Source organism: Pseudomonadota bacterium, from assembly GCA_022361155.1.
Lineage (GTDB): Bacteria > Myxococcota_A > Polyangia > Polyangiales > JAKSBK01 > JAKSBK01.
In genome coordinates this window covers 1-25,349 of the sequence record JAKSBK010000522.1, presented here as the reverse complement: position 1 = coordinate 25,349, position 25,349 = coordinate 1, and the positions used below count along the sequence as shown (strand labels likewise).

Below are 25,349 nucleotides of genomic sequence, written 5' to 3'. Positions count from 1 at the left end.
CGTACACACAGCGCAGGCACCCATGGGAGATACCCTCAGGATCGGCCCACACGAGTTGCGTTCTCGGCTTATCGTGGGTACCGGCAAGTACAGAGACCTCGAGCAGGCCAAGGCGTGCCTGAAGGCATCCGGCGCCGACGTGGTCACCGTGGCGCTCAGGCGGGTGGACTTGTCTGCCAAGGGCTCTGAATCGCTTTTGGCCATGCTCCAGCACGAGGGGTTCACGCTGCTGCCCAACACGGCCGGCTGCTATACGGTAGAGGATGCTGTGCGCGTGTGCCGCTTGGCGCGTGAGATCGGCATCGCAGGCATGGTCAAGCTCGAGGTGCTCGGCGATTCGAAGACCCTGTTTCCCGACGTTCCAGCGACCCTGAAGGCGGCCGAGCTACTCTTGGGCGAGGGTTTTACGGTGCTTCCTTACACGAACGACGACCCGGTGACAGCGAAGCGGCTGGAGGAACTCGGCTGTGCGGCCGTGATGCCCCTGGCAGCTCCTATTGGCAGTGGGCTCGGTATTCGCAACCCGTACAATATCGAGCTGATCTTGCAGTCGGCCAAGGTTCCCATCATTGTCGATGCCGGCGTGGGCACGGCTTCCGACGCGTCGAAGGCCATGGAGCTCGGATGCGCCGGCGTGCTGATGAACACAGCGATCGCGGGAGCCGCCGATCCGGTGCGCATGGCGCGGGCCATGCGGCTTGCGGTCGAGGCTGGCCGTGAGGCGTTCTTGGCCGGCCGCATACCGCGACGTTTGTACGCGACCGCGTCGAGCCCCATCGAGGGAGTAATCGGCTCCGCGCGGGCCCACTAGGGACCAGTCCCAAGGGTTCGTCCCCAAAGCTGGTACCTCAGGGCCGATTCGTGGATCTCAACCTGTTCTCGCTGTACCTGATCACGCCGCAGCAGCCGCCCGAGATCATCGTGGACAAGACCGAGCGTGCATTGTTGTACGCCCCTCCAGGCCGGATCGCGGTGCAGCTGCGGGCCAGGCACCTTCCTGCTGCCGCTCTTTTTGTGCTGGGGAAACGACTGCGCAAGCTTACCCGGCAAGCCAACGCCAAGCTCTTGATCAACGACCGGCTCGACGTCGCCAAGCTTGCTCAGGCCGACGGCGTGCAACTGCCAGAGACGGGCCTGTCTCCGCGCACAGCCAGGCACATCCTGGGGGACCGAGCGCTGATCGGGCGATCCTGCCATGACCGAAAAGGGCTCGAGCACGCAGCGCACGAGGGGGCCGACTTTGCGACGCTGAGCCCGCTCTTCACGAGCCCGGGCAAGGGCACGCCGCTCGGTGAGCGACAGTTCGCTCGCATGGCGGCCGATCGGGCGCTACCTCTCGTGGCGCTGGGTGGGGTATCGGCGGCCAATGCCGGGCTGGCCCGTGCGGCGGGTGCCAGTGGCGTCGCGGTGCTGAGAGCGGTCTACGCTGCGGCCGATCCGGCCATTGCGGTCCAGCAGCTACTGGAGTCCTTCGACGCACCGCTTCGCGCCTAGGCACGCAGCGCCGCGAAAGCTGCCGCCGCCCCCTTGTGCGCGCTACCATCGTTCTGCATGCTCCTCGCCCTGTTCCGAGGCCTGCTCAAGTTGGTGTTCTTGGTCGCGACGCTGCTCGCCATCGCTGGTGGGATCCTGCGCTACTTCTTCGTGGATCTCGCCATCGTCGGTCACAACAGTATGGCCCCTACGTTGACCATGGGTGAACAGGTGGCCGTCTGGCGCGACGCGGAGCTTCAGCTAGGCGACATAGCCCTGTGTGGGGACCCACGCATGCCAGGCGAGTACGTCATAGGGCGCGTTGCCGGCAAGAAAGGCGACGAGCTCAAGAGCGGCCGGCGCGGCCAGTTGCTGGTCAATGGCAAGGCGGTCATGACCAACAACATGGGCACCAGGAGCTTCTACGACGAGCGGGCACGCAGGCTCCTGACGATGGACTATGGGACCGAGAAGCTAGGCAGTGTGGAGCACGAGTGGTTCAAGTTGAAGGGGCATGTCTTCAGCATGCGGACCGTCAAGGTCAAAAAGGGGCTGTTTCTGCTAGGCGACAATCGCACGACCCGCAGCAACGACAGCCGCTTGTTCGGCAGCGCCAAACGCTTGGCATGCCGGGGAAAGGTCTTCCTGCGCATCCGCCCTGCGCCTGGTGCCCTCCCGGACGATCTGGGCCACGGCTGGCTGGAGCTGTTGGACTAGCACCTCGCGCCGGGAGTCCTCGCTATGGCTGCCTTGGCTTGCGGGGACAGCGCCACAGCGAAGCCCGCACGTCGAAGGAGCTCGCGCTGAGGATCTCACTCGCGATCCCTTCGTCCAGGGTGTCCTAATCGACCGGCTGTATCGTCCTTCCAGGACGCAAGTGCTACTAGTGCCTCGCCACTAGCTGGCGCTGGCGAGGTAGTCTCGCCGCCCGTCGAGCACGGCCGCGGGTCGGCTCTCGCCTTTCACCGTGTAGTTCCGAATCACGACTTCGCTCACGAGCCCGCGCCGGTGGGCATCGCGATTGATCGCACGTGGCGCCGCTACGGTGTCGACGTGGAAATCGGCGTACAGCTCCCGAACTTGGGAGACATCGCTGTTCGATAGCATGAGCCGGCATCCACGCCGGTTGAGCTCCTTGAAAACGTCGCGCAGCCGAACCTGCATGCCCGATGTAAAGCCGTCGCGCGCATACGAAGTGAAGTTTGCTGTGGCAGAGGCGGGCGCGTACGGCGGATCCAGATAGACGAAGTCGCCCGGTCGGGTCAGGGACAACATGCTCTCGAAACCAACGCACCGGAGCTCCACGTTGGCCAGCGACGCGCTTGCGGTGCGCAGAAGCGGCGCGTTGAGGATGCGAGGGTTGCGGTAGCGCCCAGCAGGGACGTTGAAGTTACCGCGCCGATTGACTCGGTACAGGCCGTTGAAGCAGGTCTTGTTGAGGTAGATGAAGAGCGCCGCGCGCCGGGCAGGTGGTAGGTTTTGCTGCTGGTTGTAGCGCTGGCGCATCTCGTAGTAGTGGTCGGCGCAGTGGGCCTGCGCCAGCGGCTCGAGCGCGCTGATGACGTTCTCGACCTCGTCGCGCACGCTGCTGTAGGTGGCGATCAGGGAGGGGTTGACGTCGGCGAGCAGCGCCCGCCGTGGCCGGCGCGCAAAGAAGAGCGCTGCTCCTCCCGCGAAGGGCTCCACGTGGCGCATGAACCGGACCCCGGGCGGCAGCAGCGGAAGCAGCTGCGCCAAGATGCGGCCCTTGCCACCGGCCCACTTGACGAACGGTGCGGCTTCGCGCTCGAGGCGGGAGGGTGCCGGAACTCCTTGGCTTTCTGACCGGGAATCCCGGCACGGGGCTAATGTAGGCATGGAGCCTACATTAGCCCACCCATGCTACGCCCCCAAAAAATCGGCACACAGGGCACCCTGCGCGACGCTCACCGACCCGCAACTAAGTTCAGGCTAGGCGAAATCCTTCTCGACCCGTTCTTCGTCTTCCTTGCAGCGGATGCATAGCGTCGTTTCGGGCCGCGCCTCGAGGCGCTTGACCGAGATGGGCTCCTCGCAGTTCTCACACACGCCGAACGACCCGTCCTGGATCTTCTTCAGGGCGCGATCGATCTTCTGCAGGAAGGTCTTTTCGCGGCCACGCAGCCGGAAAGTAAAGGACTGGATATACTCACTCGAGGCGAGATCCATTTCGTCCGGCAGATCGTTCGAGTCCAAGGTCATTCCCTCGGCGATGGTTTGTCGGGCGTTGCGGATCAGGTTGTCCCGCTTTTCCTCGAGGATCTTCTGGAACCGCTTCAGTTCGGTCTTTTTCATGAGGCAATCCCTGAAAGGAGGACAGTGGAAAATACACACCGCGCGCTCCGAGTCAAGGGAGTCCTCCCCCAAATCACCCGGTGTACAGGCGGCGCAGGCCCAGCTCGCCAACGAACAGCGCGAGGCATGCGGGGATGAACCAACGCCAAAGCTCGATGTGCTCCACAACGCCATCGCCCCTCGCAATAAACAGCTGGCTTGGCGGCGGATCGAACCGTCCGCCCGAGCCGGCGGCGATTCGTTGCAGGAGCAGCTGGTCGGTTCGCAGGCGCGAATGCTCCCTTGGGTAAGCGACAGCGAAAGGGTACCGCCTCTCAGCAACCAGTCGCTCCCCGCGTCGATGCTGAGCGACCAACTGGAAGGGGCCTGCGCTTGGCAGGCCGACGTAGCCTCGCAAGAAGGGCGCGCGGCTCATAGTCAGGCCGCGCAGGAAGGCAGCGGGGTGTGCTACGCGCGGCCGAAAGTGGTGCTCGACCGCGCTGTTGCGGCTCACGGTCGCTGTCTCACGAGCAAACAGCCGGGGTCGCGCCAAAACAAACGATCCAGACCGGGTGTGTGGGGGCGGAGTGCGATCGGGAGCGCGCCCGGGGAAAAAACCTAGGCCGTGAGCGCGCCCGCTCCCGCGCCCGCAGCGGCAGCGTCCATCTTGGCGCGCCTCCTTAGGGCGCCGGAGTCGCCCAAGGGGCTACATACCTACCGTTACGATAGTTGAAATCTCATGGGGGCTACAATTGGGCGCTACGCAACGTGCGGGATCGATCTTCGCGGCAACGATGCTGCTCGTGCCCGCCTGCAGCCCTTTGATTCTGCCGCGCGATGAACCGCTGTTGTCGACGTCGACGTTCAGTGGCTCGGTGCTGGACCACTCCAAGGTGTCGCCGATCTCGTCGTCGATCCCGGGAAACTCGTATTCCGCCATGACCTTCAGTGTCTTTGTTCTATTGACACGAAGCGTAAGAGAGCTCATCGGAACATTGAGCGGCGGATCCTCGAAGTAGATTCTCTTGATGAGGGGCGCGATCACGGTGACGAGCGCGTTCCCGGTTATGAGCGAACCCGGGTGTTGTGCAGTGATCGTGCACTCGGCAGGTCGATCGCGGCTCCTTGTTCTTCTTGCGGTGACGAGACCGCGGTGATCGACGCGACAATAGGAGCTGCCCCTGCTTACGTCCCAATTGACCGAATCCGTGATGTCCCTACCTGGACCTACGGAGTAGAACCCCGTGGCCTGCATCTGCACCGTCTGGCTGACTTTGACGGAACTGCTGGCAGCGCTGACACCGAGCGCGGCGAGGGCGGACGAGCCAACCGTGAGCGTGGCGGTCGCGGGGGCTGCCCGCGGGGGATTGAAGGTGTCGGTCGCCGTGATGGTGGCGATGTCGTTTGGCAGGGCACTGGGCTGTACGACCAACACGCTTGTGTTGGGACCAAAACTGGCAACTGCAACGTTGGAGGAGTTCCATTTGACTTCGTTGGTTATATCCTGGGATGGGATTCCGTGCGTGTAGTCCAGGAACGCGCGCAATGTGATCTGGTCGCCCGGGATTCCCGAAGGCGCGCTCGGCTCGATGGTCAAGGCAACAGCCATTGGCTGCGTGATCGGCACGAGGAGGGCCGGCGAGTTGATCAACCCGGATGTTGCCTGCACCGAAGCGTTCCCGACCGCTACGGCACGGCCGCGTCCCGGCACGATGCCATCGAAGAGGATATGGCCGGTGATGTCGTTCCAAGCCACCTGGTCCGTAATGTCGGCCTGCGTCGTGGTGGGGTGAAACCCGTACGTACCCGTCGCCCTGAAATCCACCGATTGGGCCACATAGACCGGCGAGGGTGTCGTCTGCATGATATCGATCTGTACGAGGGCCCCTGCGGTTACGGTGATGTGCGATTGTCCGACGAGACGATTACAGGGCAGTTGATCTGAGACGACCACGACCACGATGTGCGATCGTTCACGGTCCGGGTGCGGGCTGGCAGCCGAAGGCCATCAGGCCGTGAGGCCCCGATGATAGGAGACCCACTCCAACGTTAGCAGGAGCAGCGCCGCCAGAAGCAGCCAGGTCCATGGTCGATGCGTGGAGGTCTTCGATCTGCCGGGTTGGCGGAGCTCGAGCTCGCCGAGCCGCAGCTTTCTGACGGGCCTGACGTCGGCGTTGTGGCTCGGACCGGCGTTCACGGCTAGCAAGCGCTCCAGCGCGGCCTCCTCACCTTGCCGGCCCATCTTCGCAGGTTGAAAGCCTATGCGCACGGGCGCCCAAACAGCTCCGCCGTCCGTGACCGAGAGCTTCGAGGCCGAACCGTCGGGGGCCCCTACACGCAGATCGGCGGTCGCGTCCGGTAGCGTCACCCGGGAGATCTGGCCTGCGGCATGGCTTGGCTCGAAACCGAGTGCTCGGGCCAGCGACGTCAAGACCGGCGCCGGGCCGAGTCGGCGCCCGAGGTCGTTCAGCCTACGGCGAAATGCCGATCCCTCGCTCTGCAGGCTCTTGAGCAGTCGCTCCAGCTGGTTCAGCCGCCCGCACAGTGTCCGGCCCCTGGACTGTTGGGATGTCTGTGTAGGTCCTAGGCCCTAGGGCACGCGAGGAAGCTCTGGGCGTGAACCCCACTCGGCCCAGCTTCCGTCGTACAAGCGCACGTCGGCGAAGCCCAGGGCGCGCAGCACGACGTAGGCGACGGATGCACGCGAGCCTGTTTGACAGTAGGTTGCCACTGGGATCGTGCGGTCGAGGGACAGGTAGGGTGAGCTCAGCTCGGCTTGCGGGCGAAGGCTTCCTCCGGCGAGGTTGCGAGTCCAATCAACGTTGAGCGCGCCGGGAATGTGACCGGCAGCAAACTCGGCGGGCGACCGAGCATCCACCAGGTTCATGGATCCATCGGAGAGCGAGGCGAGCACGGACGCGGCGCTTACCCTGCGCTGGCTGGCAACCGTCTCGATCGCGTATTCGGAGCGGGGAGGAGTCCGCGCCGCCGACTCCAAGGTGCCCCCGTCTTGCTGCCAGGCCGCGAAGCCGCCGTCCAGCAGCGAGACCTGGCGATGGCCAAGGTACTCGAGCGTCCACACGAGACGCGCGGGCGCCGTCGTGGTCTCGGCTCCGTACACGACGATCCTCGCAGTCCGTTGCAGACCCGCAGCGCGAAACAGCGCTTCGGCCTCGGGCGGATTCACGACCTGCCCGCGAACGCCCTCGACGGTCGTCTGAAGGGCGGACAGGTCCAGCCGAAGCGCCCCCGGCACGTGGCCGCGCCGGTACAGCGACGCTGCCCGGGTATCGACAACCTGAAGATCCTGGTCCCACAGGTGCTGCTGCAACCAACGGGCTTTCACGATCGTCGGTGCCAAGGGGCAGGTGGCTTCGAGGGCGCAAACGGCGTGCGGGGGTGCGACCGGGTGCGGTGCCGGATCTGCCACACAGGCACAGCACCAGACAGCGACGGAGGCAACGACCGTCGAGCGGCAGAAACCATCCATTACAGACAGAAGTCTATCTGCAGAGCCACGAGTTGTCAGCGGCGTGGCGGGGCCCGCGCCGTATGCCGGCCAGATCCAACCCTACCCGCAGCTCAGCACCGCCCGTGCACCGTCTCCGATGCGGGCTGGACATGGCCGCGAGCGAACAGGCACCCTTGGCCGGTGAGCATGCCGGCCGCGACTCCCCACGGGTTCACGAGCCCCCCTGGCGCGAGCGAACGCGAGATCCCTGTTCTGTGGGCCCTTGTCCCCGTCGTATCCCTGATCCTGTTGCTATTCTTGGTTATCGTGGTGGTACCGATGGAGCTCGGCGGGGCGGCGGCTCAGAGCGAGACCACGTCCAAGTTCGAGGGCAGCGGCCACTTCCCCCTGATCCTTGCCGGCGCCATCGGAGCACTGGTGGCGGCGCGGTTTGGTTGGAAGTGGCACGCGATCCATGCGGGCATGCTGTACACCATCAACCTGGCCATGGGTGCGGTGCTGATCCTGCTGGTGATCGGCGTCCTGATGGCCACCTGGATGGCATCGGGCATCGTGCCCGCGCTCATCAGCTGGGGCCTCGAGCTCATGGCCCCGTCGTTTTTTCTTCCGGCTACCTGCGCCGTGTGTTCGTTCGTGAGCTTGGTGACAGGCTCCTCGTGGTCCACCGCAGGCACCGTGGGCGTCGCGCTGATCGGCGTGGCGCAAGCGATGGGCATCGACCCGGCCATGACCGCCGGCGCAATCATCAGCGGTGCGTATTTCGGCGACAAGCTTTCGCCCATGTCGGATACGACCAACCTGGCGCCGGCAATGGCGGGCAGCGACCTGTTCGCGCACATCCGTCACATGCTGTGGACCACAGGGCCGTCGTGGGTCATCGCCATGGCAACCTTCACCATCGTCGGTTTGACGATGAACGCTACGGACCTGGGGACGTCTGTCGACGAGATCCAAACGCTGCTCCAGGAAAAGTTCGATCCGGGGCCGGTCCACCTGGTGATACCGGTCCTGGTGATAGCCATGGTGTTCAAACGATCACCCCCGTTGCCGACCCTGGCCCTGGGCGCGGGGCTCGGTGGCGTTCTCGCCATGTTTCGCGGGGTCCAACTCTCCGAGGTCCTCAGCGTCGGCCTCAACGGCTATGTGTCCAGCACCGGCAACGCGGCGGTGGACGAGCTGCTATCCCGCGGGGGCATGTTCAGCATGCACAGCACCGTGTTTCTGATTCTCGCGGCCATGGTGTTCAGTGGTGTTCTCGAGCGCACGGGCATGCTGCGGGTGTTGGCGTTCAGCGTGCTGTCGAGGGCCGATAGCACGCGGTCGCTGATTGCGAGCACCGTGTTGACCTCGATCGGTGCCAACATCCTCGCGGCCGATCAATACATCTCGGTTGTTGTCCCGGGGCGAATGTACGCCGAAGAGTATCGCCGCCGAGGACTGGCGCCCCAGAACCTTTCACGCGCGCTCGAAGACGGCGGCACCATCACCTCGCCTCTGATCCCATGGAACACCTGCGGCGCGTTCATGAGCGCGGCCCTCGGTGTGGCCACCGGGAGCTACGCGATGTACTGTTTTCTCAACCTCGCGAATCCGATCGTGAGCATCTTCTACGGCGTGACCGGCTGGACCATCCTGAAGGCCCCCGAGCAAGCTGGTTCCCAAGCGCCCGACTCTGGAATATAGCTTGTGCAGGCCTGGTGGGGCGATAGGAGGCAACCGTGTCACGCAGCTTGTCGGTATTCTTGGGGTTGGTTCTGGCCTGCTCGTTGCCAGCGGCCTGCCGGGGCCCTTCCAGCGAGACGGCAGCCGACCCGAAGGCGGCCGGCCCAAAGGCAGCCGACCCGAAGGCAGCCGTGGCGACAACTGGAGCCGGGAGCGTGCCGGCGCTGTCCAGCTGGAAGTCTCCACCCAAGGAGGTGTTGGACGTCCTGCATGCACCGCCGCTGCCGAGGGCGTGGACCTCCCCCACGGGGGAGTATCTGCTGCTGGCCGATCCGGTCGTCTATCCTCCTCTCGCCGAGCTGGCCGCGCCGATGCACAAGCTTGCCGGTATTCGGGTCGATCCCGTGGTCAACGGTGTTCACGGACGGCACGGTGCGACCTCCCCGCGCCTGGTCGAGGTCGCGGGCGGATCCGAGACTCCCGTCAAGCTACCCAGCGACGCAGAGGTGCATGGCGTGAGCTGGACCGCGGACGGGCAGAGATTCGCGCTAACCGTCCGGCACCCCGACCGTATGGGCCTATGGGTGGGTTCGGTGGATGGCAAGCTCGCCGAGATCGAGGACGTGGCCGTCAATGGCCTGCTGGGCACCGGCGTGCGCTGGATGCCCGACCAGAAGCGACTGCTGGTGCGCCGTATCCCGAAGCGTGGACCACCGCCCCAGCCGTCGGCCGTTCCGGCGGGGCCGGCGATCCTGGAGGGTTCGGGGGCGAAGGCCCGCTCGACCTACGAAGCCCGCAACCTGCTCGAGACCGCCCACGACGACGCTCTGTTCGAGTACTACACGACGTGCGAGCTGGTCGTGGTGGACCCGGACGCCGGTCGCATGAACGCCCTGGGTGCGCCCGCCGTCTACGCTAGCGCCGACTTCTCCCCGGATGGCGAGTTTCTGCTCGTCCAGCGTCTGGTCGGCCCTTGGTCCCACGCCGTGCCCTGGTGGCGTTTTGCCGGTGAGCTAGAAGTCTGGGACAAGCAGGGCAAGCGCGTCGCAACCGTCGCCTCGCTTCCGCTGGCCGACGAGGTGCCGACCCACGGTGTGCGTGTGGGTCCACGCGGCGTGTCGTGGCGTCCCACCGCACCGCATGTGCTGTACTGGGTCGAAGCGCTCGACGGCGGCAATCCCATCGCCAAGGTCCCTCACCGCGATCGGCTCATGCGTCTGGCCGCGCCGTTCGACTCGGAGCCAGAGGAAGTCTTCAAGGCCGAGCACCGGATACGGAGCTGGCAAGGAGGTTGGGGCGCCCGCGGGGGTACGCTCATGCTCACCCAGCGCGAGCGGATTCGTCGCTGGCGTTACACCTGGCTGCTGGACGTGGACGCAGGGAGATCGCGCCCCTGGTTCGACCTCAACGAGCGCGACAGCTACGCGTCGCCAGGCTCTCCTGTTCGCAGGCTTTTGCCCAACGGCCGCTCGGTGCTGCACCAAGAGGGCAACGGTGTGTACTTCAGCGGTCGCGGCGGCAGCGACCAGGGCGACCGGCCGTTCTTGGACCTGCGCAGCACGAAGACCGGAAAGGTCCGGCGCCTGTTTCGGAGCGATCCGAAACGGTACGAGTACTTCGTGGCGTTTGCGGGAGCCGATAACCGTTTCGTGATGCGCTCCGAATCTACGAGCGACGTGCCCAACTACCATCTGGCCACCCTGGGCGGGGATATCGAGGCCGCCAAGGGTGAGGCTACCCGGACGCTGACGCGTGAGCCGATTACCCGTTTCGAGGATCCCACGCCTCAGCTACGCGAGATCAAGAAGCGCATCGTCCACTATAAGCGCAAGGACGGCGTGCCCCTGAGCTTCCAGCTGCAGCTGCCGCCTGACTACCGGGAGGGCACGCGGCTGCCCACGGTCGTGTACGCGTACCCGCGCGAGTACTCCGATCCGTCCACGGCTGGGCAGGTGCGCGGTTCGACGCAGCGCTTCAGTCGCATCTACGGCCCGTCCCATCTGTTCTTTCTGCTCCAGGGCTATGCCGTGCTCGACCGCACTGCCATGCCTATGCTCGGAGATCCCGAGACTACCTACGACACCTTCGTTCCGCAGCTGGTCGCGGATGCCGAGGCCGCGGTGGCCAAGGCCATCGAGATCGGTGTGACCGACCCGAAGCGCATCGGGGTGATGGGTCACAGTCATGGCGGGCTCATGGTGGCCAATCTCCTGGCGCACACCGACCTCTTCAGCGCCGGGATCGCGCGCAGCGGTTCCTACAACAAGACCAACCAGCCGTTCGGCTTCCAGTCGGAGCGTCGCTCCCTCTTCGAAGCCCGCGAGGCCTACATCCAACTCTCGCCCACATTCTTCGCGGACAGGGTCAACGAGCCCGTCCTGATCATCCATGGCGACGCCGATTCCAACCCGGGCACGCTGACCTTCCAGTCCGAGGTCTTCTTCGAGGCCGTACGCGGCTCGGGCGGCACCGCCCGACTGGTTCTGCTCCCATACGAGGATCATGGCTACCGGGCGCGCGAGAGCGTGGAGCACGTGCTTTGGGAGCAGCTGCGTTGGTTTGACCGGTACGTGAAGGGACCCACGTAGACGCGCTCCTCGGCCGATCGAGCTCGAAGCTGGCGGCCGATGCGGGCCAGCGGGTCTCACTGCGATTCGGCTCGGGGCGCTCCTCCGGTTGATCCGGGCAGGCTGGCGAGCAGCTCACTGCGGGCCTGGCTGGGCCGGGTACGATCCGCCAGGACGTCGAGGATCAGCGCATCGACCCGCACGGCCAGCTGCTCGTCGCCGTGCAGCCGGCCAAGCACGTGGTTTTCGAGCTGCTGCCAGAGCCAGGTTCGAAGTCGTTGCTCGCGCAGTGCCGCGTGCGCGTTGTGCAGGGAACGTCGGCGAAGTGCGCTCAGTTGGTTCCAAAGCGCTTCGACATCTGCCTCTCGCAGAGCGCTTGTTGTCAGGATGTGCTGGCCGGAGCGGTGGCGTTCGCTGCCAGCCGCCCGCACGATCCGAAGGGCGTGTGCGTAGTGCTGCTGCGCCGCGAGCGCGGCTGCATGCAGGTTCCCGTCGGCTTTGTTGATGAGCACCACGTCCGCCAGCTCGAGCACGCCGCGCTTGAGACCCTGAAGCTCGTCGCCCGCTCCCGGCAGCAGCATCAGCACCAGCACGTCGACCATGGCAGCAACGCCGGCTTCGGCCTGGCCGATGCCGACGGTTTCCACGAAGACGGGGTCGTAGCCCGCGGCCTCGCACAGCAGGATCGCTTCGCGCGTCGCCACGCTCACGCCGCCCGGGGCAGCGCCAGAGGGTGAAGGCCTCACAAAGGCGTGCGGGTCGTTCGCGAGTCGATTCATACGGGTCTTGTCGGCGAGCAAGCTGCCACCGGAGCGCGTGCTGGTGGGATCGACGGCCAAGACAGCCACCTTGGATCCGGTGGCGGTCAGTTTGCTTCCGAGCGCGTCGATCAGCGTGCTCTTGCCTACGCCCGGCATGCCTGTGATGCCGATTCGATAGGCATCGGGCGCGCCTCCTTGAAGCTGCTGAAGCAGCTGTTCGGCCTGGTCTCGATGGGTGGCTGCGGTGCTCTCGACCAGGGTAATGCCTCTTGCCAGCGCCGTGCGATCCCCGCTCCGAATGGCCTTTGCGAGCTCGACGCTCGGGCTCGCTGTGGCCCGCGAGCTACCCGGCCTGCGCGTCTCATTCATGATCGCTCGGACGCGCTGGCTCTCCTGGCTCCCGATCGAGCCGGTCGAGCAATGCGTTGGCGGCTTCCACGACGACGGTGCCTGGACCAAAGATGCAACTGGCGCCGTGTTGCTTCAACACGTCGTGGTCTTGTGCCGGTACCACGCCTCCCACCGCGATCAGGATGTCGTCGCGGCCAAACGCATCCAACGCCGCACGCAGCTGCGGGATGAGACCCAGATGACCCGCCGCCAGCGAGCTTGCACCCACGATGTGCACGTCGTTTTCGACAGCCTGGCGGGCCGCCTCCTCGGGTGTCTGAAAGAGCGGCCCAAGATCGACATCGAACCCGAGATCGGTGAAGGCACTCGCGATCACCTTGGCTCCCCGATCGTGACCATCCTGACCGAGTTTCGCGACCAGGATTCGCGGGCGTCTTCCGTGCAGCTCGGCGAAGTCTCGCGTCCGGCGCTGGACCTCGCTCAGCGCGTGCGACGTAGCGCCCATCTCATTACCATACACGCCGGCGCCCGAACGCACGACCGGCTCGTGTCTGCCCCATACGCGCTCGAGCGCGAGGCTGATCTCGCCCAGCGTGGCTCGCGCCCGCGCCGCGCGAACGGCAAGTGCGACCAGGTTGTCGCACCCGGTTTCCGCCGCGTGGCTGAGAGCGGCCATGCTGTGTTCGACCCCGGTCTCGTCACGTTGTGCCCTGATCTCGCCCAGGCGCTGCAGCTGCCGGGCCAGCGCGTCTCGGTTGTCGATCCGACGAATTCTCGGGGGCTCGTCGTGGTCGGCGGCGTAGCAGTTGACGCCCACCACCGCCTGTTGTCTCTTGTCGATGCGAGCCTGGGCCCGGACCGCCGCTTCTTCGATGCGCGCGTGCGGGACTCCGCTTTCTATGGCACGGGTCATGCCTCCGAGCTGCTCGATCTCTTGGATCAGTGTCAGGGCACGTTCAGCAAGATCGTGGGTGAGACGCTCGACGTAGTAGCTGCCGCCCCAGGGGTCGATCGTACGACAGGCACCGCTCTCGTGCTGTAGCAGCAGCTGGGTTTGGCGGGCGATGCGGGCGCTGAAGTCGCTGGGCAGCGCCAGAGCTTCATCGAGCGCATTCGTGTGCAGCGATTGCGTGTGGCCGTGCACTGCGGCTGCGGCCTCGACGCAGGTGCGAATGACGTTGTTGAAGGGATCCTGCGCGGTCAGGCTCCAGCCCGAAGTCTGGCAGTGGGCACGCAGGGTAAGCGACCTCGGGTCCTCGGGCTTGAACGGTTTGACCATGCGCGCCCACAGGAGTCTGCCCGCGCGGAGTTTCGCGACCTCCATGAAGTAGTTCATGCCCACGCCCCAAAAAAAGGAGAATCGGGGCGCAAAGTCGTCGATGTGCAGCCCGGCATCCAGCCCGGCTCGCAGATACTCCAAGCCGTCCGCCAGCGTGTAGGCAAGCTCGAGATCCGCGGTCGCGCCTGCTTCCTGCATGTGGTAACCGGAGACGCTGATCGCATTGAAGCGCGGCATCCTGGCTGTGCAGTAGGCGAGGATGTCACGCACTACGCGCATCGACGGTGCCGGCGGGTAGATGTACGTGTTTCGGACCAGGAACTCCTTGAGAATATCGTTTTGAATAGTCCCACTGAGCTGTCCCTGCGCCACGCCCTGTTCCTCGGCCGCGACGATGTACAGAGCCAGGATGGGCAAGACGGCGCCGTTCATCGTCATGGAGACGCTGACCCGATCCAGGGGGATACCCTGAAACAACAGCCGCATGTCCTGGATGCTATCGACAGCGACTCCAGCCATGCCCACGTCGCTCGCTACACGCGGATGGTCCGAGTCGTAGCCGCGATGGGTGGGCAGGTCGAAGGCCACGGACAAGCCCTTTTGCCCTGCGGCGAGATTGCGGCGATAAAACGCATTGCTTTCTTCGGCGGTCGAGAAACCGGCGTACTGCCGTATCGTCCACGGGCGCTCGAGGTACATGCTGGGGTAGGGGCCCCTGACGAACGGGGGAGCCCCCGGAAGATTCCCCAGGTGCCCGATGCCCTCGAGGTCGTCGGGCCCGTACTCGGTCTTCAGGTGCATGCCTTGTGCGGCTGTCCACACGCCCGGCACCTCGCTCGGCTCGGCCTGAGGCACCGGGGCGCTGCCTGGCGTCACACAGTCGTCGAACGCGAGTCGTGCGAAGTCGGGAACGCGGCTCATATGCGCGCTCCTGTGCTGCGCAGCAGCCGCTCGAGCAGCCGGCAAACGTTGCAGCCCTCGTAGAGAAAAGCGTCGAACGCGCCCTGCTGCTCCACGCCGACCTCGCTTGCGGGGCCGACCCAGACCACGGCGGCCGCGCCCGCCTCCCGCAGGTTGGAAGCCAGGCTGGCAAGGTCGAGGCCCGCGGCTTGGGCGCACACCAAGACCGCGGCACGTTGTGGCAGTGTAATCCGGGCGCGGATCCGGCGCGGGCTCGCTGCGCTGGCGCGATGCCAGGAGGTCGACTCGAGCTGCATCTGGGCCACATCGAACGGCGCCATGGCCAGCACGTTCGTGGCGAACGCCTCCCGCTTCCGATCGGCACCGGGCAACGTCAGCACCAGGGCTCGGGGGCGCTTGCGGTCTCGAGCCGTTCGCCAGGCGGCATCGCGCAGCATCTCGAACGCGTCCGCGTCGTGCCGAGGCGCCAGCGGATCCACTCGAAAGCCGCCTTGTCGCGCGCCGATCGCAGCTGCGATTTCGCCCAGGGTCGCCCCCGCGCTCGCGGCCTCGGCCGCTGCCTCGACGAGCGCAGGGCCGGCCCGGTCGCGTAGCCGGTTCAAGCTGGCCGCTGCCCGCCCGGCCCCCAGCAACCGGGCAAGCCGGGCCGCGGTCGCGCTTCGCAGGTCGTCCGATACAGCGCCAGGTTCCGCGCTGGCGGTCTCGCTCGCCCAAGGGTGGTCGGTGATCCCGGTGATTCGCAGCGAGAGCGTCTCGAACAGCCCCCGGCGCTTCTCCCGCGCTTGCGCGACGCGTCGTTGCACTTCCCCGCTCACCAGGCAGTTGGCCATTCCACCCAGGGCCTCGATCTCTTGCAGCACCCGCCATGCGCCTCGAGCGATCTGCAGGCTCAGGTGCTCGAGGTAGAACGCGCCTCCGCCAGGGTCCGAAACCCTGCTGACGTGCGCCTCGAGTCGTTGGATCAGGGGCACGTCGCAGGCCCAGCGTCGAGCTCCCGCGCTTTGCTCCGCGAGCCGAATGTCGTGGGGTGGCAGCGCGATGGAGTCGGCGCCGCCGAAGGCCGAGGCAAGAGAGGCGCTGCTTAGCCGCAGCAGGTTCACGAGCGGGTCGTAGCGCGTGAGCATGCGGCGCGAAGCTCGGGCGTGAAGCGCGCTGTGGCGCGCCGCTTCCGGATGGCCCCAAGCCCGAAGCACACCGGACCAGCACAGGCGGGCGGCCCGAAGCTTGGCCACACCCGTGAAGAGATCGGCGTCCAGCGCCTGCAGCAGGTCGAAACCGCAGCTGGGATGCGCGGGATCGGCGCCGCGAGCATGCAGGGCTCGCAGGTAGTAGACCCCCGTGGCGAGCATGAGCCCAAGCTCGAGCACCGCGTCCGCTCCAGCGTCGTGGTAGGCAGTAGCGTCGACCTGCACGCAACGCGCGTTGCCGTGCTCCGAGCTCCAGGCAACCAGTGCGGCGCTGTGGTTGAAGCACTCCTCGAGCGAAAAAGGCAGCTCCCCGTCGCGGGCGGCTGCAGTCAGCGGATCGCTGCCGAAGCTGCAGACCAGCTCGGTCCCGGACGGGGGGCGAAGCCCCTGCGCCGCGATCAGAACACCCGCCAGGCCGAGCGCGTTTCCGCCGCCCTGAAGCGCCACGTGAAACGGCTCGGGTTCTGCAGGGCCGCCTGGGCTGTCCGCGAGCAGCTCGCACAGCTCGCTGGCGGTGGCGCAGGTGAGGCCATCCAGCGGCATTTGACCGGCCTCGGCGGCGTCGGGATCCAGCCCTGCGCGCAGGGGCCTGGCGAACAGCAGGTAGGCGCGGGTGATCGCACGCGTCCTGTCGGCTTGCAACCGGCTGCGCGCCTCGGCGGGATCGGGCTCGTCGTAGTCCTGTGCACCTCTCCAGCGTGGCGGTGGAGGTCGGAAACCACGGCCGTAAGGCGTTCGGCCCGCGGCTGTTGCGAGGGGTCTTGCAGCGTTCTCACGTGCGTAAAGAGGCTCAAGCCTGATTCCATCCGGAGTCTCGACGTGTCCGCTCCCCCGTCGGTTTGGCAAGGGGCGGGCTCGGAACGAGGACAGCCACTGCTCAAGCGTTTGATCCGGAAAATCAGCACCTGAAGCGGCTAGTGGCCTCCCCCTGGCTTCGCGGGTGGGCGGCACGCACCGACGAGGTAGCCGACCCCGCTCCGGGCGGCAAGCATGCGGCTGCGTCGCATCGGCTCGGGGCCCGTGATTGTGCTAGACGACGTGGTGCGGGCCGGACCTGCTGGACTTGGCGCGCACGATGATGCGCTGAAGGGCCTCGACCATCGCTGCCCCGATGGCTTCGATGCGCTCGAGCGCCAGGTCCGCGTGACGGACTGCGTCCACGCACAGCAGGCCGAGCACCCGTCCGCCCACATGCAGCGGGTGGATCAGCAGCTCCCCCCCTAGGTTGCCGACGGCCGCCCTGAAAACGTTGTCAACCGGCGCACGGCCAGGTGGGCCAAGGTAGGTTGAAAAGGAGTGCAGCGCCGTACGGAGCAGGGACGGGAGCTCAAGCGGGAGCCACAGCGCGCGCGCGGCGTCGTGGGGGGTCCCAACGCCCTCGCAGCCAATCAGGGCCCCCGAGCGTCGGGCGAGAAACACGGAGGACTGGCCCAGGCTGGCGGCCGCCTTGCAAGCCAGCCGCAGCACCGCGGAGCGCTCGGTAAGGGTGCGAAGCTCCACGATGAGCGAGTCTAGCTCGGTTGGGGGGGGTAGCGGCCCGGGAGCCTGGAAGATGTCCCCGATCGCCCCGGCATAGGGTGTCGCTTCCACAAGCTCCTTGGGCAGCTGGGGCGTCGCCGTGGGGCTCGCGAGGGTCTGCTGCGATGCCGGAGCCTGCACTTGCGACGCTGGGGTAGGGTCGCTTGTGCCGAGCGGCGAGCGATAGCGACGCTCGATCGCGGCTTGCAGCTCGCTGGCGCGGGCGGTCACGGCCACTACGGGGATGCCCATCGCTGCCTGGAGCAGGCCGACGCTTCGACTGTCCGAGGGGTCCGCCATGGCGGTCACGATCCCGGTCGAGCTTGCTTCGATGGGAATGGCCAGGTGCGACCGCGCCATTTCCACCGGCAATCGGATCGGCAGGTCTCCGTGCAGGCGGTGCGGCGCGATTGGGCCCTGATAGCCAGCCTTGCGCAAGTGGCCCAGGAGCTGGTCCTCGGTGAGGCCCACGTGCAGCAAGTGGCGTACCAGTGTTCCGCCCTCGAGGGCCGCGGCCCGGAGGGCGGTTTTCAGCTGCCCTTCTGGGAGCGCCTCTCGCCAAAAATCCTGTTGATCAGGCTTGTCGACCATGGCTCGGGCTGTACTCGTTCCCGGAGCTGACTGCGAGCCGAATCGACCCGCTGGCGCGCAGCGCGGACAGGCCCGGCCGCCGGCTTCGGGGTTCAGGCGTCCCGCCGGCCGACCGTGTCCCCCTGGTACAAGCGACTTGCGACGCCCTGTCCGAAAGTTCACGCTGGGTTCATTTGTGACGGTCTTGCGCAGTTTGACGGTACAATCCGTAGGGCTCCCAGGGAGCTAGGCATGGCGCGCGTACTGCACATCGAGGACGACCGGTCCAGCCGGGTGCTCGTTCGCAAGCTGCTTGGGGCGGCTGGGCACGAGGTCATCGACGCGGAGACCGGCCTTCAGGGCATCCGTATGGCAGACAGCCAGCGGCCTGACCTCGTGCTCGTGGACATCAATGTTCCAGACCTCGACGGCTACGAAGTGACCTTGCGGTTGCGGGGGATACCCGCGCTCGAGCACGTGCCGATCGTGGCCATCACGGCGGAGGGGGATCGTGAGACCAGCCTGGCGGTCGGGGCAGATGGCTTCCTGACGAAGCCGATCAACGCCGCCCAGTTTCCAGCTCAGATCAGGCGGTTTTTGGCGGGGCACCGGGAGCAGGCGCGCGATCGGCGTGGTCACAGGTTGCGCAGCCGTAGCCAGAAGCTTGCCGAGCGTCTCGAGCGCAAGGTCGCCGAACTGTCTGAAGCCAATCAACGACTGGAGGAGATGGCACGTTTGCGCAGCGAGTTCTTGCGCAACATCAGCCACGAATTTGCCACCCCGATGACGCCGGTGGTCGGCTACCTGCGATTGCTGCTTGACGAAGAGGTGGGCCCGCTGACGCAACTGCAGCGCAAGTCGCTGTCGCAGATTCATGAGAGCACCGAGCGCCTCCAACGTTTGATCGACACCCTGCTTGACCTGAGCACGCTCGAGACGGGCCGGATGCACGTGTACGAGCGCGACTATGATTTCTGTCAGGTTGCGGCGCGGGCTCTCGATGAGATCCGCTCGAAGTGCGTGCGGGCCAAGATCGACGTGGTCGAGCAGCTACCCGAGGAGCCGCTGCCAGCGCGCGGGGACCCGGACAAGCTGCGCCGAGCCATGGCGCATATTCTGGACAACGCGGTCAAGTTCACGCCGCGCGGCGGTCAAATGGCCATCGCGGTCGAGGTCGATCCAACGGACGACCGCCTGCTGTTCTCGGTCGCGGACAGCGGGCCCGGCATTCCGGCCAAGGACATGCACAAGGTCTTCGAGGCCTTCTTCCAGGTGGACGGTTCGCCAACCCGCAAGTACGGAGGGGTCGGGGTTGGCCTGGCCTTCGCTCGCAGAGTGGCCGAGGCCCTGGGGGGCAGCGTGCAGGTCCAGAGCCCCCCGAAGCAGCCCGTTGCCGGCCGCATGTTGCGCGGGACGCAAGCGGTAATGAGCGTGCGGCGGATGCCGGCTCCGGCGTCCGGTGCTAGTCCTTCAACCGCGTGACCTCGATCGCCCTCGCGGCCGGTCCGGCGCCGTCTGCCGTGTCCTCGGTCACCACCGAACCCCGCCGAGCAGACAACGTGGTCTACCTGGATCATCACGCGGCGACACCCTTGCTTCCGCGGGTGGCTGCCGCCATGAGGGCGGCGCTGGAGCACGGATGGGCCAATCCTTCCAGTGTCCACGCGGCCGGCCGGCAGGCGCGCAGGCTGCTCGAGGAATCTCGCGAGCAGATCGCTCAGGCGCTCGGAGCGCGACCGGCCAACGTCGTGCTCACTTCCGGGGGTACCGAGGCGTGCAACCTCGGTCTGCTGGGGCAATGCGGTCTTTTCGGGCAACGAGGTCTTGGGGGCCACGGCCGGTCAGGCGCGAAGCGCGTCCTCACGACGTCGTGCGAGCACCCCGCCGTGTCGAGCTGCCTGGAACATCTGGCAAGGACGCAGGGGATCGACGTTGCGACCTTGCAGCTGCCCCGAGGGCGGCCGCCCGACATGGCCGAATTCGACGCGGCTTTGGGCCAAGGCGTCGATTTGGTGGCGCTCCAGTGGGTCAATCATGAGACGGGCACGGTGCTGCCACTCGAGAATTATCTTGAACGATGCAACGCAAGGGGGGTACCAAGTTTCGTCGATGCTACACAGGCCCTTGGAAAGCTGCGTTTCGATTTCGGCCGGCTAGGCGCCACTGCCGCAGCCGTGGCATCGCACAAGATCGGAGGTCCGCCGGGTGCGGGCGCAGTATGCCTCCGGCGCAATGTCGAGCTCGCCAGCACGAGCTGGGGCGGAAGTCAGGAGCGTGGCCGTCGTGCGGGGAGTCCCGACCTGGTCGCCGTGGCCGGCTTCGCGGCTGCTTGCAGCGCGATCGAGGACCGGGTGGCAACGATGGGACGCATTCGGCGCTTGCGAGACGAGCTCGAGGCAAACCTCCTCGGACGAGGCGCCCAGGTCAATGGCGGAGATTACCTGCGCGTTGATACTGTATCTAACGTGAGTATCGAGGGGGGTCGCAGCGATGAGCTGGTTGCGGCCATGGACCTCGCGGGCGTGTGCGTGGCCAGCGGCGCGGCGTGTTCCTCGGGAGTGGTCCGGGCGTCGGCGGTGGTTGGGGCCATGTACCCGGACGAGCCCTGGCGGGCAGCGTCGGCTCTACGCTTCAGCCTGGGGCCGGAAACGCAGCGCAGCGATATGCAGGCGGCCGTCGGCGCATTCACCCGGGTTGTGGCGCCGATGGCGCCGTATCCAGCCGAGTCCTGTTCGCAGCAGCGAGCGGCGCGATGACCGAGCGTGTTCTGGTGGCCATGAGTGGCGGGGTGGACTCGTCCGTCGCCGCCGCGCTGCTCAAGGAACGTGGGTTCGATCTCGTCGGGGTGACGCTGCACCTGTGGGACGCGCACGGCGATCAGCAGGTCGGGCGTTGCTGCGCTCCCGAGGACCGGGAGGACGCGCGGAGGGTGTGCGATCAGCTCGCGATCCCGCACTATGTGATCGACGAGCGAGCCGCCTTCACGCGCGAGGTCGTCCATCCGTTTGTGCGATCCAACGCCGCCGGACTGACCCCCAGCCCGTGCTCGGGCTGCAATCGGCAGGTCAAGCTGGCTAGACTGGTCGAGCTGGCTGACCGATGGGCTGCAGCGGGCCTTGCCACTGGCCACTACGCGCGTGTCGAGCTGGATTCCACGGGGATGGCGCGCCTGCTACGCGGGCGCGATTCGACCAAGGACCAGAGCTACTTTCTTTACGGCGTGCAACAGGATGTCCTGCGCCGGATGCGCTTCGTGCTGGGTGACATGACCAAGCACGAGGCGCGCCAGCACGCGCTCCGTCTCGGACTGAACAACTGGAACAAACCCGATTCCCAGCAGCTGTGTTTCGTTCCCGATGGCAAGGTGAGCAGCTTCGTGCGCGGTCGTCTCGAAGGCCCTGAGGCGGATGGAGACATCGTGGACACCGAGGGTCGGCGACTCGGCCGCCACGACGGGCTGAGCCGTTTCACCGTGGGACAGCGTCGCGGCTTGGGCATCTCGGGCGGCAAGCCGCGCTACGTGCTGCGCATCTTGCCAGCAACCCGGACCGTGGTTGTGGGAGACGAGGCTGGGCTCTACACGAAATCGCTTCAGGCCACGGCCGCGACCTGGCTTTCCCCGCCTCCGGCCGAGCCTTTTACCGCACACGTGAGGGTGCGCCACCGGCACGAGCCAGCAGGGGCCGTTGTCACGGCCAGCGCGCGGGGGTTCTCCGTGCGGTTCGGGGTCGCGCAGCGCGCGATCGCCCCTGGTCAGGCTGCGGTTGTTTATCGGGGGGACGAGGTGCTGGGCGGCGGTACCATCGTTGCTGATACACAGCCCTTGCCGGGACCCGTGCGGAAGGCTAGTGTCGCCTGCCAGTGAAGTGCCCTTTCTGCACGTCTGTAGAGAACAGGGTCATCGATTCGCGGCTCTCGCACGGGGGTGAAGTAACGCGTCGGAGGCGCGAATGCGAGGGTTGTCAGCGACGCTACACCACCTACGAGCGGGTCGAGCAGGCAGTGCCTCTCGTGGTCAAAAAAGACGGGCGCCGCGAGGTATTTGACCGCATCAAGATCTTGGCGGGTCTGCGACGAGCGTGCGAAAAGCGCCCGATATCCTCCGACCAGCTGGAAGAGCTCGTCGACAGCATCGAGCAGTCGCTCGTCGATCGCACGGAAAAGGAGCTGCCTTCGAGCCGGATCGGCCAGCTGGTCATGGAGGCGCTGCGTGAAGTCGACCAGGTGGCCTATGTGCGCTTCGCCAGCGTGTATCGGAGCTTCAAGGACATCCACGAGTTCATGAACGAGCTCGAGCAGCTGTTGGGGCGATCCGAGCGATAGGGAAGTCCAATGCAAGACCTCGACGTCGCGATGATGCGACTCGCACTAGCCGAGGCGCGACGCGGCCACCCGGGCCCCAATCCTCATGTGGGCGCCTTGGTCGCGCGAGGGTCGCGAGTGCTGGCTCGCGGCCATCACCGCCGTGCGGGTGAGCCGCACGCGGAGGCGGTTGCGCTTAAACGGGCCGGCCGGCGTGCGCGGGGGGCGACCCTCTACGTCACGCTCGAGCCCTGCAACCACCAGGGGCGTACCGGCCCCTGCGTGGACGCCATTGTAGCTGCGGGCATCAGCGCGGTGGTCGCCGGCTGCGAGGACCCGGCCGGGCACTCTCTCGGGGGCGCGACCCGATTGCAGCAGGCGGGAGTGCAGGTCCGCACGGGGGTCCTGGTCGAGCCTTGCAGAGAGCTCGTTGCGGACTTCGCCAAGCTGGTGCGCACCGGCATGCCCTGGGTGACGCTCAAGGCGGCGGTGACGCTCGATGGGCGCATGGCGACGCGCACGGGAGACTCGAAGTGGATCACCGGGCTTCGAGCGCGTCGCGAAGCGCATCGACTGCGAGCCAGCCACGGCGCAGTCCTGGTCGGGATCGGCACCGTGCTGGTGGATGACCCCGTCCTCACAGTTCGTCACGTGCGTGGCCCGGACCCGCTGCGGGTCGTGCTCGATAGCCGGTTGCGCACGCCGCCCACCGCCCGTCTGGCCTCGGGCCCGGAGGCTTCGACGCTCATTTTTCATGCGCCTGACGCCTACGCGTCGCGCAGGCTCCGGCTTACCTCCCTAGCTGCCGTACGCCTGCAGCCGGTGCCGGCCGCTAGGCGCGGGCTGCGCCTCAGGTCTGCGCTGAAGGCCCTGGGTCGCCTTGGCGTAATGCGCGTGCTGGTCGAGGGTGGTCCAACCATGCACGGGGCGTTCCTGGACTCCGGGCTAGCCGACGCCGCCGCCTTGTTCGTGGCGCCCCGCATCATCGGTGATGAGCGTGCTCGCTCGTTTGCCGAGGGTAGGGGGGTGCGGCGGCTAGAGATGGCATGGCGCCTGAGACAGCCTGGCATTCGTCGACTGGGCGAGGACGTTATGCTCAGCGGCAAGCTCGAGCCTGGAGGCTGAAACATGTTCACGGGACTGATACAGGGTCTTGGAACCGTCATCGAGGTCGACCGTAGGTGTGCTCCAGACGCGCGCCTGCAGCTTGAGACGAGCTACCAGGACTTGGTCTTGGGGGAATCGCTGGCCGTCAACGGCGTTTGTCTAACCGTCGCGGATCTCGATGGGAGCCGCTTTGGTGCGGTGGCCTCCGCCGAGACGCTGCGCTTGACCACGCTCGGAGAGCTCGAGAGAGGCTCGCGCACGCATCTGGAGCGCGCGATCCGAGCCGGGGATCCGATCGGCGGCCACCTGGTGACCGGACACGTGGACGGCGTCGGTCGACTGCTTGCCCTCGGTCCAGTCGGCGATTCGGTGACCATGACCGTCGAGGTTCCGGTTGAGCTCGCATCGCTTGTGGCTCCCAAAGGGTCGATCGCGGTCGACGGCACGAGCCTGACGGTCAACCTCGCGGCTGGCCGCGTGTTTGAGGTCATGCTAGTCCCCTACACCCGTCGAGCGACCTTGCTCGACAAGCGGCCTATTGGAAGCCGCGTGAACCTGGAGGTCGACCTGCTGGCCAAGTATGTGGCCAGGGTGCTGGGCAAGCCGGGAGTCGATGGTCGCCCGACCTGACGCCGGCCACGCGCTTGCGACGTTGCTTGGGAATGGCAGCCATGGCGGAACGAGCCACAGAACGTGTGCACCGAGCGCTCGAGGCGATGCGCGAGGGCCGCATGGTAGTGCTCGTAGACGACGAGGATCGCGAGAACGAGGGAGACCTCTGCATGGCGGCCGACCTGGTGACTCCCGAGGCCGTCAACTTCATGGCCCGCTACGGCCGCGGCCTGATCTGTCTCGCCCTCACCCAAGAGCGCGTGCGCGAGCTCAGGCTGCCCATGATGGTAGGGCCCAATCCAACGCGCCGAGCGACGGCCTTCACGATCTCGATCGAAGCCAGCCGCGGTGTAAGCACGGGTATCAGCGCGGCCGACCGCGCCCGAACGATTGCGGTTGCGGTCGCTGACGACACCGTCCCGAGCGACCTGGAGAGCCCCGGGCATGTTTTTCCTCTGCGGGCAGCCGCAGGCGGCGTTCTGCAGCGCACGGGCCACACAGAGGGCTCCGTGGATCTGGCCAGGCTCGCCGGTCGCAAGCCGGCGAGCGTCATCTGCGAGATCATGAGTGACGACGGAAGCATGGCGCGCGCGCCCCAGCTTCGACATTTCGCGCGCGAGCATGGACTGTGTTTGCTTACCATCGCCGACCTCATCCAGTACCGGCTGCGTACCGAGAGTCTGGTGCGTCCGATCGCCGAGACGCGCCTGGCGCTACCCCCGAACGGCACGCTCTGGTCCGCCCGGGTCTACGAGGCGGTGCATCAGCCGCAGCAGTTCCTGGCGCTCACGCTGGGCAACGTGGACGCGAGCCCTACGCTGGTTCGCGTGCACACAGGCAGCGTGCTCGGCGACATCTTCGAGGCCCAGATTGGGCTTCGGTCGCCGGCGCGTCACGCCCTTGCCCGGATCGAGCAGGACGGCCGTGGCGTCTTGTTATTCGTCCCGTCCCGCTGGGATCTGGCCGACGAGCTGCGCCGAGCTCAGGGGGCTGCCGAGCCGACCGGGGACGGATGGAACAGCCCGGAGCGCGTCTTGCGGGAGGTTGGGCTGGGCGCCCAGGTCCTGATCGATCTTGGGCTGCGCAAGTTGCGCGTGCTGACGAATCGCCCGAGCCGGTTGGCGGCTATCGAAGGGTTCGATCTCGAGGTCGTCGACAACGTTCCCATTCGGCAGGAAGCCGGCACCGGCAATGGGGCAGAGCTGGGCCACGTCCAGCACTAGTACCTCGCCACAGGAATCCTGATCGTTTGGCCCCAGCCCTGGCGCCCGCTGG

At 66.5% G+C, this 25,349-nt stretch carries 22 protein-coding genes; 12 read left to right on the top strand and 10 right to left on the bottom strand.

Features of this window, described 5'->3' with window-relative positions:
- Positions 1-22 precede the first annotated feature (22 nt).
- The 3 genes from MJD61_19380 to lepB are packed head-to-tail and all read left to right on the top strand — an operon-like array spanning position 23 to position 2,190.
- Complete coding sequence (locus tag MJD61_19380; protein ID MCG8557425.1) at positions 23-811, top strand: thiazole synthase; 789 nt, start codon at positions 23-25, stop codon at positions 809-811.
- Between the two features lie 50 nt (positions 812-861).
- Positions 862-1,494 (top strand): thiamine phosphate synthase, encoded by a 633-nt coding sequence (locus MJD61_19375; GenBank protein ID MCG8557424.1) that lies wholly within the window; start codon positions 862-864, stop codon positions 1,492-1,494.
- 57 nt (positions 1,495-1,551) lie between these two features.
- Positions 1,552-2,190 carry a signal peptidase I gene (gene lepB / locus MJD61_19370; GenBank protein ID MCG8557423.1) on the top strand — a complete coding sequence of 213 codons (639 nt, stop codon included), beginning with the start codon at positions 1,552-1,554 and terminating at the stop codon, positions 2,188-2,190.
- Between the two features lie 180 nt (positions 2,191-2,370).
- On the opposite strand, the gene MJD61_19365 is transcribed toward lepB, so the two are convergent.
- The 6 genes from MJD61_19365 to MJD61_19340 form a co-directional block, all read right to left on the bottom strand.
- The gene (locus MJD61_19365; GenBank protein MCG8557422.1) at positions 2,371-3,330 is read right to left on the bottom strand and encodes a DNA adenine methylase; all 960 of its coding nucleotides are present in this window, start codon (positions 3,328-3,330) and stop codon (positions 2,371-2,373) included.
- Positions 3,331-3,423: 93 nt separating this feature from the next.
- Positions 3,424-3,786, bottom strand: a complete 363-nt coding sequence (locus MJD61_19360) for a TraR/DksA C4-type zinc finger protein (protein ID MCG8557421.1) — start codon at positions 3,784-3,786, stop codon at positions 3,424-3,426.
- A 73-nt stretch (positions 3,787-3,859) separates the two neighbouring features.
- Complete coding sequence (locus MJD61_19355) at positions 3,860-4,279, bottom strand: hypothetical protein (GenBank protein MCG8557420.1); 420 nt, start codon at positions 4,277-4,279, stop codon at positions 3,860-3,862.
- Positions 4,280-4,471: 192 nt separating this feature from the next.
- Positions 4,472-5,725, bottom strand: a complete 1,254-nt coding sequence (locus MJD61_19350) for a hypothetical protein (protein ID MCG8557419.1) — start codon at positions 5,723-5,725, stop codon at positions 4,472-4,474.
- 48 nt (positions 5,726-5,773) lie between these two features.
- Positions 5,774-6,196, bottom strand: coding sequence for a hypothetical protein (locus tag MJD61_19345; protein MCG8557418.1), 423 nt, complete (start codon positions 6,194-6,196; stop codon positions 5,774-5,776).
- A gap of 159 nt (positions 6,197-6,355) precedes the next feature.
- On the bottom strand, positions 6,356-7,195 hold the full coding sequence (locus MJD61_19340; protein MCG8557417.1) for a sulfurtransferase: 840 nt from the start codon (positions 7,193-7,195) through the stop codon (positions 6,356-6,358).
- 228 nt (positions 7,196-7,423) lie between these two features.
- On the opposite strand from MJD61_19340, the gene nhaC reads away from it, so the two are divergent.
- Positions 7,424-8,920, top strand: a complete 1,497-nt coding sequence (gene nhaC, locus MJD61_19335) for a Na+/H+ antiporter NhaC (GenBank protein MCG8557416.1) — start codon at positions 7,424-7,426, stop codon at positions 8,918-8,920.
- 35 nt (positions 8,921-8,955) lie between these two features.
- Positions 8,956-11,487, top strand: a complete 2,532-nt coding sequence (locus MJD61_19330) for a prolyl oligopeptidase family serine peptidase (protein ID MCG8557415.1) — start codon at positions 8,956-8,958, stop codon at positions 11,485-11,487.
- Between the two features lie 56 nt (positions 11,488-11,543).
- On the opposite strand, the gene meaB is transcribed toward MJD61_19330, so the two are convergent.
- From meaB to MJD61_19310, 4 genes are all read right to left on the bottom strand, one after another.
- Positions 11,544-12,596 carry a methylmalonyl Co-A mutase-associated GTPase MeaB gene (meaB, locus tag MJD61_19325; protein MCG8557414.1) on the bottom strand — a complete coding sequence of 351 codons (1,053 nt, stop codon included), beginning with the start codon at positions 12,594-12,596 and terminating at the stop codon, positions 11,544-11,546.
- A complete protein-coding gene (gene scpA, locus MJD61_19320; GenBank protein MCG8557413.1) occupies positions 12,589-14,778 on the bottom strand; it encodes a methylmalonyl-CoA mutase in 2,190 nt (729 codons plus the stop codon). The genes meaB and scpA overlap by 8 nt, the downstream gene beginning before the upstream one ends.
- Positions 14,775-16,916 (bottom strand): methylmalonyl-CoA mutase family protein, encoded by a 2,142-nt coding sequence (locus tag MJD61_19315; protein MCG8557412.1) that lies wholly within the window; start codon positions 16,914-16,916, stop codon positions 14,775-14,777. Before MJD61_19315 ends, scpA begins: the two co-directional genes overlap by 4 nt.
- 78 nt (positions 16,917-16,994) lie before the next feature.
- Positions 16,995-18,074 (bottom strand): hypothetical protein, encoded by a 1,080-nt coding sequence (locus MJD61_19310; protein MCG8557411.1) that lies wholly within the window; start codon positions 18,072-18,074, stop codon positions 16,995-16,997.
- A gap of 231 nt (positions 18,075-18,305) precedes the next feature.
- Between MJD61_19310 and MJD61_19305 the strand changes: the two genes are divergently transcribed.
- From MJD61_19305 to ribB, 7 genes are read left to right on the top strand one after another with little or no spacing between them, the layout of a single operon-like run.
- Positions 18,306-19,535, top strand: a complete 1,230-nt coding sequence (locus MJD61_19305) for a hybrid sensor histidine kinase/response regulator (protein MCG8557410.1) — start codon at positions 18,306-18,308, stop codon at positions 19,533-19,535.
- Positions 19,532-20,809: a cysteine desulfurase gene (locus tag MJD61_19300; GenBank protein MCG8557409.1), complete on the top strand. Its 1,278-nt coding sequence runs from the start codon at positions 19,532-19,534 to the stop codon at positions 20,807-20,809. Before MJD61_19305 ends, MJD61_19300 begins: the two co-directional genes overlap by 4 nt.
- Positions 20,806-21,918: a tRNA 2-thiouridine(34) synthase MnmA gene (gene mnmA / locus MJD61_19295; GenBank protein ID MCG8557408.1), complete on the top strand. Its 1,113-nt coding sequence runs from the start codon at positions 20,806-20,808 to the stop codon at positions 21,916-21,918. Before MJD61_19300 ends, mnmA begins: the two co-directional genes overlap by 4 nt.
- On the top strand, positions 21,915-22,376 hold the full coding sequence (gene nrdR, locus MJD61_19290; protein ID MCG8557407.1) for a transcriptional regulator NrdR: 462 nt from the start codon (positions 21,915-21,917) through the stop codon (positions 22,374-22,376). Before mnmA ends, nrdR begins: the two co-directional genes overlap by 4 nt.
- Positions 22,377-22,385: 9 nt before the next feature.
- A complete protein-coding gene (ribD, locus tag MJD61_19285) occupies positions 22,386-23,480 on the top strand; it encodes a bifunctional diaminohydroxyphosphoribosylaminopyrimidine deaminase/5-amino-6-(5-phosphoribosylamino)uracil reductase RibD (protein MCG8557406.1) in 1,095 nt (364 codons plus the stop codon).
- 3 nt (positions 23,481-23,483) lie between these two features.
- Complete coding sequence (locus MJD61_19280) at positions 23,484-24,092, top strand: riboflavin synthase (GenBank protein ID MCG8557405.1); 609 nt, start codon at positions 23,484-23,486, stop codon at positions 24,090-24,092.
- Positions 24,093-24,133: 41 nt separating this feature from the next.
- A complete protein-coding gene (gene ribB / locus MJD61_19275) occupies positions 24,134-25,297 on the top strand; it encodes a 3,4-dihydroxy-2-butanone-4-phosphate synthase (protein ID MCG8557404.1) in 1,164 nt (387 codons plus the stop codon).
- The last annotated feature ends 52 nt before the right edge of the window (positions 25,298-25,349 follow it).